The following is a 12,661-nucleotide window of genomic DNA, read 5'->3' on the forward strand; positions in this document are numbered from 1 at the left end:
AACAAGATATGCTTGTTTTTGATAAGTGTTCCCGTTTGCCAAACTGTAATTTTTGGAACGTCGGGGTACATACCCTTTCAGAAACGAATCACTTGAATACTATGGAATAAGGCATAAAAAGGAGGTGCGATGCTAATGTTTTTTGGACCAAGACGCCCAATGGATCCTTATTCGCCTGTTTCAAGGCGCCCGCTCGGAAGGGCTCAACAACCGCCACAACGACCACGGGGAGGATTACTGTCTTTGCTGCAGGATCAAGAGGGGAACTATGATTTTGAAAAAATTACAGCAACTGCCCGGCAATTGAATGGGATATACAGCCAAGTAAGCCCGATGATCTCTAAATTTATGAAGAAATAAGGTAGGAATATACGCTTCAAGCTAAAAAACTGACAAGGATAACAGAAGCTAATAAGCTAGCTAAAGGATGGGGGAAACGGGTTGGCTAACGCGTATCTTGATTGTCTGGCAATGTTGGGCGTAGGAGGAGCGCATCCGGGAGGACTTCAATTAACCAAAAAGATGTTGGCAAAGGTAGAGATAGATAGAACAAAGACTGTTCTTGATATTGGCTGTGGTACCGGCCAAACTTCCGCATACATGGCCGAAAAGTACAAATGCCGGGTGACGGCTGTTGATTCAAGCAAAGTAATGGTAGAGAAGGCAAATAACAGATTTTTAACTTTGGATTTACCAGTTACAGCTGAAGTAGGCGATGCACAAAATTTGCTGTTTCCTGATGCCGCATTCGATGTGATTCTTTCTGAATCAGTCATTACTTTCACTAATCTGGGCTCAACCATTTCAGAGTTCAAAAGAGTTTTAAAGCCGCGCGGCCAATTGCTTGCGGTTGAAATGGTATGCGAGCAGCCACTTCTCAAAGAAGAGCAGCGAGAAATAACAGACTTTTATGGATTTACCGGTTTGTTTACGGAAGAAGACTGGTCGATTGCCTTTCAACAAGCTGGATTCACTCGTGTAACCATTGAAAACTACCAACCGCATGATGATGAACAGGATCTAGAACAGGCAGCTGATTTTTCACTGTCAGAACATATTGACGAGGAGTTTTTCGAGATTTTCCAAGAGCATGAGTATTTAACAATAAAGTATAGAGAAAAGCTGGGATTCCGTATGTTTATATGCGGCCTTTAAGCTGATAAAGAACCGTCTAGGTGCTATCTCTGGCTAGTAAGAGTTGACAGATATCATTTGAGGAGCAGTTGGGTAACACCAGCACATTAATATGCGTAATAAGCAAGAAATTTTGTGCTCGACATTTTTCAAACGATAGCAGAAAGCTTGCTGTTTTATGTGAAAGGCAGCTCCAACACATAAGTTAGTTAAAATAATCATTTTAACGAAATTTCGTCTCTCCTAAGGACTCATTAATTATTCAAATTTTTTCTTGGAACATATCTTATATCAGGAGGGATGAGAAGTGATTAACTGGAAACTAAGATTTAAGAATCCAACGTGGGTCATGAGCTTTGTTGCTCAATTATTGATCGTTGCACAGCTAATTGTTGGAGGATTAAATCAAATGGGTGCTATTGATTTCACATGGACTGATCAAATAGACACCTGGCTCCTGGGAGTTGTTAATGCTGTATTGGTTGTCCTTGCCATGTTAGGGATCGTACAGGATCCTACAACCCAAGGCTACTCAGATAGCGAACAAGCCAAAAACTATAAGGAGCCTAGGTAAAGGATTCAGGCAGTTTTTGAGCCCATTATTTTAATGGGCTCTTTTTTTATAGCAGAAAATGGTACATAGATGAAAGGGGAAGAAACTTTTAAAAAGCAGTTTTCTTCCATAATTAATTGAAAACCATTCCATAAATTTTTAAAAGTAGACTTGTTCATTTCTACACTTCTAAGTCTAACAGCTCTTTCAAACTATTAATCACTTGATCAGCTTGCTTTAATTCAGACGGATGAGCAAAGTCAAAATTCACACCAATGGCTAGGAGGCCATTGTCTTTTGCTGCCTGGATATCCGATAACCGATCTCCAACAACTACTCCGTTTTTAATTCCGTTTTCTAAAATGATTCTTTTAACCAAGTCAGATTTATGTCCGGATGGGATAGATTGGATGCTATATGTATGTTTAATGAATCGGTTTAATTTATAGGTATCCGTAATGGCTTGTAGATATTCTTTTTGGCCGTTGCTCGCTATGTATAAAGTATATTTTGTACTCAATGCTTCCAAAATGTCTTCAGCATCAGGGTAGAGGGCTCCCTTCTGGCCTTTTATCAGTTCGATAAGCTGAAGATGGAAAAATTCATTGCTTTGCCGATGGGTTTCTATAGAGTGATGGGGACAAAGAGTTTCCCATACAACGGGCAGGGGGACACCCATAATCTCACGATATTGCTCAATCGGTATCTGACCAGTCCACAAGCCATTTTTACGAAGTTCTTCAAAAACTTTTTCCAATGCTCCTTCTAAAATTAAATTAGTTTGAAACAAAGTGCCGTCCATATCAAATATCATTGCCTTCATTGGGAGTCTCCTTTTCACCATAATCATAAGTTTTGCTGCCGTTATTTAAAAGGGTTTCTCCCTTATCCTACATCATTAACAGTTAAAAAGCTTTGAGGAGCTTTATAGTCAGGAGGGGAAGTTTTTAATTGCAATAGCAAAGAGTGTAGGGGACACATTGGATAGACATCAGCACAATGGTAGTAGACTTTTTAGCCAACCCGCGATTGGCGGATTATGATATTTCTTCTCTAGAAGTGAGTGCCAGTGGTTATTGGCGAGCGGCTTTATGAACGAACAGGGCAGCGTTATGCGGAGGAATATGGCTTATCAGAAATCATGGTACTTTAATCCGCCAGACAGGACAAGGAGGAGAGCTCGTTGTTTGCGGTTCGCGAGTATTTTTCGATTACGATAATCGCCCCGATGAGAATAAACAGGTGCACATGAAACTCGATGGGGAATGCTTCTTCCGCACCGGTGACATCGAATTATATAATATAGCCCCATAGCCTCCATTGATAAATCAAAAATTTTTCTTTACTTCATTTAAGTGTATACATTTATTATTACTTATTCGTTGTATAAGTATAGGGAGGACAAAAGATGAAAAAAGAAAATATGTTAGCCTCCTATCTTATCAATTTAGGAGAGGAAGTGTTCGATTTATTACTAGCGAAAGGAGCTAAAAAAGAAGATGCAGAAGATATCATTCAAAACACCTTTTATAAAGTTTACACATTGCTGGATGACCTAACAGAGGACAATATCCGTCCCTGGTTCTTTAGAGTAGCACTCAATGAATACATTGACTTGAAAAGGAAAAAGGAGCAACAAAACATCTATTTAACCGAGAAGATTTATTTAAAGTTACAACATACAGACCATGAATTTGATGCCATTTTAAATAAGGATGAGATTTTCTATTTACTAAAAGACATAAAAAAGGAATATAAAGAAATTTTCTTTTTAAAGTATTACTATGGTTTTTCCTATGAAGAAATTGCTCCTATTTTAGACATTAAAGTAGATAGTGTAAAGCAAAAATTATATCGCGCACGTAAATTTATTCACTCAAAAATAGGAGGAAAATATTAATGGATAGTTCGTTAAATGGAGCTTTAAAAAGAGCTAAACGAAAACAACTCTTAAAAATTATCATTACCTCAATTATTGTCGTACTCATTTCATTGCCCATTCTTTATAAAACGGGGAATTACTTTGCAGCAAAAAGTTCTGAAAGACTTCATGACGAGCTTTTCTTACATAATGTCATCGCTGAACCCAATATTCAAGTCGATTCTCAGGTAACGAGCAATTCATCCATGTTTGGTGGTAACATTGTGACAAATCGTTCTAAAAATATTAATGGCTATTTAGTTCAATGGAGCACACTTACAAGTTCGTATGATTGGCTTCGTACCAAAGTTGATTACAATGAGTTAATACCAGGATTTTATTGGTCTGACAGAGAGTTCTATGAGTATGATAAACAAACAAAGAACAAAGTTGCGACATTTTATCATCCATCTATTCAAAAGTATTATGATGGAGTACAAAATGAACTAGGGGACATTTCACGGATGAAGAACTATGTTGCGGAAGTTGCCATTTCCTTTAATCAACCTTATACCTTGGAAGAAATTCAAGCAAAAATTCCTGATAATTTAAACATTGTATGGTTGTATATGGCATCACCAATGGTAGATGAAAGTAAAGGGCCTGCTGGCATGCCAGTTTATGGGTTTGACCCATCTAATTCACCGGAAGAGGCATACAACAGCTTTATTGATTCACTCAAAAAATACGATGCAGCTGGAGATAACAAAACAATCCAGAAGTTTTTAAATCTAAATAAAAATAAACAGTTTGATGAAGTGAAAATTTTAGGAGCAATGCTGACGGGGCAAACCCAAAATTTCAAGGCTTTGGAAAATCAAGATTTTGTTCGAGGTGCTTCTGTAGGGGCTACTGCGCAAATCGTCCCGTATATTAAACCGAAGAAATAATAGGCAAGAGACCAGAAGGATATCTGGTCTCTTTTTTTGTTAATCTGTCCTTTCGTAGCTGGACGAAGACCTTATAGGCAGCTTCGACCAGCTATTTTTCTTATCAGACAGCACAAGTATTCAATTATTAACTGCTTGCTTTATCGCGCGAAAAATTGATCGATCCACTCGCTTGTCCTCCCTAATGGATACTTTTTTCTGTACGCGACCCGCAAAGCATTGTTATTGTCAATGACTCCATTGCCATAGTAGATCTTCGGACGGGTTTGTTCTGCCTGCTGTGTTGTTTTTGTCATAATGTTCATTACTTCTGTATTTCTCAAATTGGGATCAATGGAGCGAATCAGCCCTGCTAAGGCACTTACATGTGGAGCAGCCATGGACGTACCTGACAGGCTGGCGTATTGTCCCTGAGAAAATGTACTGGCAATGTGGACACCAGGTGCTGCTATGTCAATATAATCTCCATAATTTGAAAAGGGAGCACGGTTGCCTTCCCAGTCTACAGCAGCTACACCAATCACACCGGGATAAGCAGCCGGGAAACTCGGCTGGCTGGAGTTATCATTTCCAGCTGCAGAGACAACAACGATATTTTTTTTCAAAGCATAGCGAATGGCTTCTTGCATAACAGTGGAAGGCTGGTAATTCCCAAGGCTTAAATTAATTACGTCGGCCCCATGGTCTGCTGCCCATCGGATTCCTTGGGCAACATCAAAGGAGCCGCCCAACCCATCGGAGTTAAGCACTTTTACGGGGATAATCGGGTTATACCATGTAATCCCTGCGACCCCTTCAGCATTATTCGGGATAGAAGCGATAATTCCGGCCACATGGGTACCATGCCCATTATCATCATTTGGTGGATCATCATGAGAGAGCGCATTGTAGCCCTTCGTCAACCGGTGAGAAAGATCAGGGTGATTCAGGTCTACGCCGGTATCCACAACGGCAATTTTTATTTTTCTGGAGCCCCGAGTAACATTCCACCCAACTTCTGTCCGAATAGCGGGCAGATTCCACTGGTAGTTTTGGTAATAGGTATCGTTCACTTCATTTTGCAAGAAAATATAATGGGGCTCTGTATACGTAACATTCGGGCTTTGCTGGAAATACTCCATCAATTCAGCCGGTGTTTTACTGCTGGATTTGAAAATATAGACGGAATCCAGCTGCTCTTTCAGCTCGCCGTCAATATCGCGAGTGATTTTCGCTATATCGGCTTCACTCGGAGAAGCATTAAAGTCTACAACTACCTCATTGTCATAATAGTGGCTTTTATCCTGCTTGTTATGATGGATCAGCTTAACAGAAGGATCGTTATCCAGCCTTTTTTTAGTAATATCATTGGCGCGAATGGCATTTATTTTTAAAATGCGTGGGTTGTCCTGCTGCAAGTTCTGCACTTGCATTTGCCGGACATTTTTTTCGCTGTTAAAGCGGGCCGCCTCGTCTTCCGGCTGTCTGTTAAAGCTTAATACTGCTATCGTTGCAAGGCCCAAAACCAAGACAGATAATCCGATTATTCCTTTTCTTTGCATGCTGGCACCTCAAGTTGTATTTTTCATTTTCTTTAATGGAGCATTTCTATCATTTACTGCCTTAGAAATTCACTGCACCGTAGCGAGTGCAGAATCATTTCCTTTTTAAAGAAATTTAAACTATCGGTTATTATCCCCGGTTACGCTTAATTTATTTGTGTATAGAATGATTCAATCCATTACAAGCAGCGAGCAGTGTTAGACACGCTCGCTGTGTGAAAAATATAGGATAAGGAAGAAATGCCAAACAATGAACAGTTCATTTCCTTACTGCTTTGTTACATCTACTTCAAACGATTGATCCTTCAAAGGCTGTTGAGATTCTGTCTTATAATTAAAGATACTTGGGGTGATGCTAATTTTACGAATATTATGGTCTAATTCAATCTCTTCACTCATTTCGGATAGGGTGAGTGAGCTTTCTCCCGTTCCGCTTCCTAGAAGAAGCTTGCCTTTTTCATCTTTAAGAATAAGGTGGATAGCGTGGCTTTCACTTGTACCTTTCTTATATTCAAACGTATGATGTATTTTTACAGAGACAGGGGATACGCGGATTTCTTTTATTTTCAACGTTCCTTCAATGCCTTTTTCATTAATATTTATTTCTTTATCTACACGATAAACGGTTGTGTCAGACTGAATATTGGCGCCGTTGACCGTCGTTTGGAAGGCCCAGTGCCCTTTAATTTCCCCGAACGAATCAGAATATTTCCCAGACTTAGTGCCATGTTCCTTTTCATATTCCATCGTCTGAAAAGTAATCGTTACAGGATAATCTTTTTGTGAATCCATATAATCGAGAATTTGGAAGGCTTTGTCATTCACGCCGTCTCCATTTGTGTCGATATGATCTAAATCAAAGGAGTATAAGTAGTTCCAGCTGCCGTCTTCTGTCTCTTTATTCTCCCTATGCAGAGTATAAGCGGCATTGGCGAATGCCAGCTCTCCGATTTTTACTTGAAGTTCTCCTGGCTGAATAGGGGTCTTCCTATTCGGGTCTGTTGACTTTATATTCAGACTGAGCAGGATTTGGCCGTCATCAAGCATTAATTCATTTAGTGTAACGTGGACATCTTGGTCTGCAGCTGTTTTCTCTATCATTTGTTTATAGCCGGTAAACTCATTTTCTGGTTTGTTAAAAAATAATTCAATCTGCTTTCCAGCTTTTGATAGAGAGGCCCATACTTGATCATTGCTCAGCATAAGAGGGCCTGCTGTTACCAATATAAAAGCAGCTGCAAGTAAAAGTTTTCGATTTTTCTTTTTTCGAGGCTTGATTTTTGCTTGTAATGATTGCTTTAGTCTCGTTTTCTCAGCCGCATTTAATTGTACTTCTTCGTATTGCTCTGATCTGCTATCAACTTGGTTTAACAATTCATATGGATTTTTCATCATGGCACCACCTTATCTCATAATTTCTTTCAATTTTTTCGTCCTCTTGATAGCCGGTTATACAAATTATCTTTCGTCGTCTGAGTGTGGCTGGCGATCTTCTCCAAACGGACATCTTCTAAGTAATATTGTTTAAACAAATGCCGGTCTTTTTCATTCAAATGGCTGAGTAACTCCTCGATTTCTTCTTGCAATTCATGCTGCAGGAGAAGGGAGTCTGCAGAGGCCGGGGGATCGACTTGTGATAAGCTAATATTTTTCCTTTCTTTCATATACTTGCGCTTATAATCAATCGCCTTATATTTAGCGATAGCCCCAATCCAGTTTTTAAACGAATTTTGTTTTTGGTCAAAGCTTTCAATGTTGTTCCAGACAGATAACAACACATCATTGATGCACTCTTCCTCATACATATTCAAACCGCTTAAGTGTTTTCGAACGATAGCGGTGATGAGACCGGCATAATGATCGATTAACATTTCCAAACCTATGTCTTTTTTACGAGTAATTTGCTTAACGATGATCCTATCATCCATTGGTTTACCACCTTTCTAAAAACATTTTCACTGATTAATACGGAAGAAAGGGTCATTTCCTATCATTTATGAAAGAATCTTTTTAGTAACAGGCTCTGTTACACTTGGTTGTTGCTTTTCTCTGCCGGTAGACGCTTTTCGTGGGCGGTCCGCGAGCCTCCTCGCCTCATATGCTCCTGCAGGTCTTATCAAGACTCGCTTTTCCAGCCGGAATACTGTCTTCCGTTCAAATCAACTATTAAAAAAACAACATGGCTCTTTAACAAACCCTGGCAATAAAAAATGCATCATTCGTGCAGGAAGCATAAAAATTGGGCTTAATAAAATATAGAAACGTCAGTTCAAAGTATACAGTAAGAGGAGGGGACTTTTATCAATGATGTATAGGAAGAAGACAAGCGCTATCAATGTAAATCAGTCGCTGACACAGGTATAATGAAAACAGCTAGCATACATAATCGTTACTTAATATAAAAGCAAAGAGGAGTGAGATGGGTGGATTTGCACTTACAAGGAAAGAACGTACTGATCACCGGGGGCTCGAAGGGAATTGGAAAAGCCATTGCCCAAGCTTTCATACGTGAAGGAGCGAATGTTTCGATCGCCGCCCGTGGCATAGAATCATTGAAAAAAGCACAAGAAGAGCTGGATCATCATGTCTCTATTTTTCAAGCGGATATTTTAAATCCCGAAGAACGGGAGAAGCTCATGGAATCTTTTATGGAGCAAAAGGGGAAAATTGATGTTCTGGTCAACAATGCAGGCGGCAGCAACGGGGGAAGGGCAATGGATACGGAGATGGAGCTGTTCCATGAAGCGCTGGAGCTGAATTATTTTTCAGCTGTTCATTTAAGCAAGCTAGCAGCCGATCATATGAAGAAGGAAAAGAGCGGGGCGATCATCAATATCACATCTGTATATGGAAGAGAGAGCGGCGGCAAGGTGACATATAACAATGCCAAATCAGCTTTGATCAGTTTTACAAAAGCTTTTGCAGACGAAGCCATTGCTGATGGGATTCGTGTAAACAGCGTGGCACCGGGAAGCATACTCCATGAAACCGGCAACTGGAAGAGACGGCTTGAAGAAAATCCGGAACAAATTAAAGCGTTTGTGAAAAATGATATTCCGGCGGGGCGTTTCGGCACTCCAGAAGAAGTGGCTAACGTCGTTGCTTTTCTGGCATCTGACAAAGCTTCATGGATCGTGGGAGCAAGCCTTAATGTAGACGGCGGCCAATCTAAAATGAATTTCTAGAAAGGCCGAACAGGAGAATATGAAGATGGAAGCATAGATATTACAATCATCTTGATGGTGTACAAGCTAGAGTTTTTCTATAATCGGCGCCGTCCTTATCAAAGGACGGCTTATTTCCTGTTCAACGAGTAAACAGTGAAGCCGATCAGCTTTTTGGTAAAATGGACGATGGAAAGAAGTATTCTGTTCCTTAGACACGAAAAGAAAAAGTTAATGATAAGTATGAACGAATCGGCGACTATAACTGTAATGAGCCGTCTTTATTCAAACACCAGAAGCTTATGGGCTAGATGAAAACAAATGCCGTGGAGACAGAGGGCGATAAGTTAATCTCACGGAGTCAATACACTAAGCTTATTTAAAGAGGAAGGATTAGTATCAATAAATTCCACTTGCAGTCAGCATATTTAAGGAGTATATTGCTTAGTGTATTTATATCCTGCAAATATAAATAGATAGGTGGCAGAAATAAGATGAATGATGTTAAACCATATAGAATATTGCTGTATTATATGTACGTTCCCATTGAGAATCCTGAAGAGTTTGCCAAGCAGCATTTGAAGTTTTGTGAGGAGCTTGGTTTAAAAGGCCGCATTCTCGTAGCGGCGGAAGGAATTAACGGAACGGTTTCCGGAACAGTTGAGCAAACAGAACAATACATGCAAACGATGAAAAAAGACTCTCGGTTTGCAGAGATGGTATTTAAAATAGATGAAGCAGATGAACATGCTTTCAAAAAAATGCACGTTCGTCCGAGAAAAGAAGTAGTGACACTGCAGCTTGATGATGATGTGAACCCGCAGGAGCTGACGGGAAACTATTTAAGTCCAAAAGAATTTTTTGAAGCGATGCAAGAAGAGAATACAGTCATCATCGATGCAAGAAATGATTATGAATACGATTTAGGGCACTTCCGAGGAGCTCTTCGTCCCGATATTCAGGCATTCCGCCAGCTTCCCGATTGGGTACGCGAGCATAAAGACGAGTTGGAAGGGAAAAAGATTCTAACTTATTGTACAGGCGGCATTCGTTGTGAAAAGTTTTCCGGCTGGCTGAAGAAGGAAGGATTTGAAGATGTAAACCAACTTCACGGGGGATTGTGACATATGGAAAAGACCCCGAAGTGCAGGGAAGGCTATGGGATGGACAGTGTTATGTTTTTGATGACCGGATTGGTGTCCCTATTAACCGCGTCGAACATGTGATAGTAGGACGGGATCACTTTACCGGTGAACCGTGCGAACGTTACGTCAATTGTGCCAACCCTGAATGTGATAAGCGGATTTTTTGTACGGAAGAAAACGAGCATAAATATTTGCGCGGATGTACGCATGAATGCAGAACACATCCGAATAACTTGTATGTAAAAGAACAAGGGTTAACTGAGGAAGAAGTAAAAAGCAGATTAGAACAAATTAACGAATAAATAGAGAACAACGAATGAGAGGATCTGACAGGATCCTCTCATTCGTTGTTCAAGCGGATGAATAATAGAAACTTCTTATGGACATGATAATTGACATAATTATGCATAGGAGGGTTCTTATGAGTACGCGTTATTGCTGTCCAAACTGCAGGACGAACCGTTCCAGATTCAACATTGTCGAACAGGTCGCTCATGGAGTCAAACTAGATCCTCAGACAGGAGAGGTGATTGAGCGGTTCGAAGGCTCAAGTGATCCTGGTCCTTTCCATGCAACCTATAACGGTCCCGAACGCAGAATTCATTGTGCGGTCTGCAATTTAGTTGAAGATGAAATGATGTTTATTAAGTTTGGGGAAAAGCAACAGAGTTAAGAGGAGGACTATTAAAAACAGCCAGTTCATGTTTCATGAACTGGCTGTTTTTGCGTTATTTAGATGTACAATCAATCGGGCATACGCTGCAACGCTTGCCTTTCGATCCCGCTAAATAAGAAAGACAGCAGGTTTTGCGCTTCTGAATGACTGTTCCATTTTTTTCAACGCGCTGTTGTGAACTCTCGCATCTTAACAATGGATTTTGATGGTAAGAGCCGAACAGTGATCCAGCTCCTTCTTTAACAAGATAATGAAAATCATTGGCAAGAGTCTCATGTTGGCCATGATACTCTGGGGTGTTTAGCAGGCTTTCGTACATCCAGCGAATATAAGTATAGAGATTTTCCCACATAATTAACTTGGACAGACGGCTTTGCCTTTTTACATGAGTGAACAATAGATCAATATGGCCTCCGAATATTTGCTGAATGGCCTCTTCTCTCCATTTCACACGGTCGACATTGCCCGGTTCATCGGCGGCTAAATGAGAAAACCTGAAAGAAGGCAGCCATAATGGCTCTTCTTCATCCAACGTTTCAATCCATATATTACGAAAGGAAAAGTCCAGTCGCTTATTGAGAACGCTCATCGAATAGAGGGCAATTAATATAGCAAAACTGTACCTCTTGATAAAAAGAGAAGCAGCCACAGTCGTGTTAGCTGCTTTGATTTTATCTTTGACTTGCAGTAAATAAGAGCATAGTTGTTGATCATCGAGTAGACCGTTTGCTTGAATTGTTAAGGAGGAAGAAGCAGTCCGTGTGGTTAAGCGATACTTCTCTTCTAGAACAGCCAATTCTTCATTAGTAAATGAGTTCATGGTCTTTCTTCTCCTCAGCCGCCACATATCTCCCTTTTCCATGAGGGATGCACATAGGAGTCCCGAAAAGGGGATCGACGGTTATCTCGCAATTCATATTAAAGACGGTTTTCACTAATTCAGGGCTCATGACATGTTCTGGCTTTCCATGAGCATAGACTTTCTTGTCTTTTACAGCAACGAGGTGGTGGGCATAACGGCAAGCAAGATTTAAATCGTGAAGCACCATGACAATGGTACGTCCTTCTTGTTCGTTGAGCTCGAATAAGAGATCAAGAATTTCAATTTGATGAGTCATGTCCAAATACGTTGTCGGCTCATCAAGCAAGATGATGTCGGTGTCCTGCGCTAACGTCATTGCAATCCAGGCACGTTGTCTCTGGCCTCCCGACAACGAATCGACTAAACGGTCAGATAAAGCTTCCATTCCCGTTGCTTGCAGGGCATTATGGATGACCCTCTCATCTTCTTCAGACCATTGGCGGTACCACTTTTGATAAGGATAGCGTCCTTGCTTGACGAGTTGTAAAACAGTCAGCCCTTCAGGAGCCACAGGCCCTTGAGGCAAAATGGCTAACCGCTTGGCAATTTCTTTTGTAGGAAGACTTGATACCATTTCTCCTTCGATCAAAATAGAACCGGACTGCGGTTTCAGCAAGCGAGCTAACGAGCGAAGAAGCGTAGATTTCCCACACCCATTGCTGCCGATAAAGACCGTAATTTCACCTTTAGGAATGTGTAAATCCAATTCATCAATAATGATTGTATCTCCATAAGACAATGTAAGCGACTTCGTTTCTAGTGCTGGCATATACTT

The 12,661-nt window shown here is 40.5% G+C and carries 13 protein-coding genes and 1 pseudogene; 8 read left to right on the plus strand and 6 right to left on the minus strand.

Translation table 11 applies throughout. From position 1 onward, the window contains the following. Positions 1-135 precede the first annotated feature (135 nt). The 3 genes from CJ483_RS18500 (at position 136) to CJ483_RS18510 (ending at position 1,708) form a co-directional block, all read left to right on the plus strand. On the plus strand, positions 136-360 hold the full coding sequence (locus CJ483_RS18500; RefSeq protein WP_182917105.1) for a YppG family protein: 225 nt from the start codon (positions 136-138) through the stop codon (positions 358-360). 81 nt (positions 361-441) lie between these two features. Then, a complete protein-coding gene (locus CJ483_RS18505) occupies positions 442-1,155 on the plus strand; it encodes a class I SAM-dependent methyltransferase (protein ID WP_120036550.1) in 714 nt (237 codons plus the stop codon). A 286-nt stretch (positions 1,156-1,441) separates the two neighbouring features. Further along, positions 1,442-1,708, plus strand: coding sequence for a phage holin (locus CJ483_RS18510; RefSeq protein ID WP_120036551.1), 267 nt, complete (start codon positions 1,442-1,444; stop codon positions 1,706-1,708). A gap of 160 nt (positions 1,709-1,868) precedes the next feature. Here CJ483_RS18510 and CJ483_RS18515 read toward each other — a convergent pair whose 3' ends face one another. Continuing rightward, entirely contained in the window at positions 1,869-2,510 is a 642-nt protein-coding gene (locus CJ483_RS18515) for an HAD-IA family hydrolase (protein WP_120036552.1), read from the minus strand. 585 nt (positions 2,511-3,095) lie between these two features. Here CJ483_RS18515 and CJ483_RS18520 point away from each other — a divergent pair. Further along, on the plus strand, positions 3,096-3,587 hold the full coding sequence (locus tag CJ483_RS18520; protein ID WP_120036553.1) for an RNA polymerase sigma factor: 492 nt from the start codon (positions 3,096-3,098) through the stop codon (positions 3,585-3,587). Continuing rightward, positions 3,587-4,498: a sigma factor regulator N-terminal domain-containing protein gene (locus CJ483_RS18525; RefSeq protein WP_120036554.1), complete on the plus strand. Its 912-nt coding sequence runs from the start codon at positions 3,587-3,589 to the stop codon at positions 4,496-4,498. The genes CJ483_RS18520 and CJ483_RS18525 overlap by 1 nt, the downstream gene beginning before the upstream one ends. A 140-nt stretch (positions 4,499-4,638) precedes the next feature. On the opposite strand, the gene CJ483_RS18530 is transcribed toward CJ483_RS18525, so the two are convergent. The 3 genes from CJ483_RS18530 to CJ483_RS18540 all read right to left on the minus strand — a co-directional run bounded on the left by CJ483_RS18530 (position 4,639) and on the right by CJ483_RS18540 (position 7,967). Beyond that, positions 4,639-6,039, minus strand: a complete 1,401-nt coding sequence (locus CJ483_RS18530; protein ID WP_120036555.1) for a S8 family peptidase — start codon at positions 6,037-6,039, stop codon at positions 4,639-4,641. Positions 6,040-6,306: 267 nt separating this feature from the next. Further along, positions 6,307-7,434, minus strand: coding sequence for a DUF4179 domain-containing protein (locus CJ483_RS18535; RefSeq protein WP_120036556.1), 1,128 nt, complete (start codon positions 7,432-7,434; stop codon positions 6,307-6,309). Between the two features lie 26 nt (positions 7,435-7,460). Beyond that, entirely contained in the window at positions 7,461-7,967 is a 507-nt protein-coding gene (locus tag CJ483_RS18540; protein ID WP_120036557.1) for a sigma-70 family RNA polymerase sigma factor, read from the minus strand. Between the two features lie 495 nt (positions 7,968-8,462). On the opposite strand from CJ483_RS18540, the gene CJ483_RS18545 reads away from it, so the two are divergent. From CJ483_RS18545 to CJ483_RS18555, 3 genes and pseudogenes are all read left to right on the plus strand, one after another. Continuing rightward, positions 8,463-9,224 carry an SDR family NAD(P)-dependent oxidoreductase gene (locus CJ483_RS18545; RefSeq protein WP_120036558.1) on the plus strand — a complete coding sequence of 254 codons (762 nt, stop codon included), beginning with the start codon at positions 8,463-8,465 and terminating at the stop codon, positions 9,222-9,224. 473 nt (positions 9,225-9,697) lie between these two features. Further along, positions 9,698-10,650: pseudogene (trhO, locus tag CJ483_RS18550) on the plus strand (oxygen-dependent tRNA uridine(34) hydroxylase TrhO). A gap of 119 nt (positions 10,651-10,769) precedes the next feature. Further along, positions 10,770-11,021, plus strand: a complete 252-nt coding sequence (locus tag CJ483_RS18555) for a DNA alkylation repair protein (RefSeq protein ID WP_120036559.1) — start codon at positions 10,770-10,772, stop codon at positions 11,019-11,021. Positions 11,022-11,076: 55 nt separating this feature from the next. On the opposite strand, the gene CJ483_RS18560 is transcribed toward CJ483_RS18555, so the two are convergent. Together CJ483_RS18560 and CJ483_RS18565 are read right to left on the minus strand one after the other, a co-directional pair. After that, entirely contained in the window at positions 11,077-11,844 is a 768-nt protein-coding gene (locus CJ483_RS18560) for an IucA/IucC family C-terminal-domain containing protein (protein WP_182917106.1), read from the minus strand. Then, positions 11,828-12,655, minus strand: a complete 828-nt coding sequence (locus CJ483_RS18565; RefSeq protein ID WP_120036561.1) for an ABC transporter ATP-binding protein — start codon at positions 12,653-12,655, stop codon at positions 11,828-11,830. Before CJ483_RS18565 ends, CJ483_RS18560 begins: the two co-directional genes overlap by 17 nt. Positions 12,656-12,661: the final 6 nt, after the last annotated feature.

This window comes from Bacillus sp. PK3_68, assembly GCF_003600835.1.
Lineage (GTDB): Bacteria > Bacillota > Bacilli > Bacillales > Domibacillaceae > Pseudobacillus.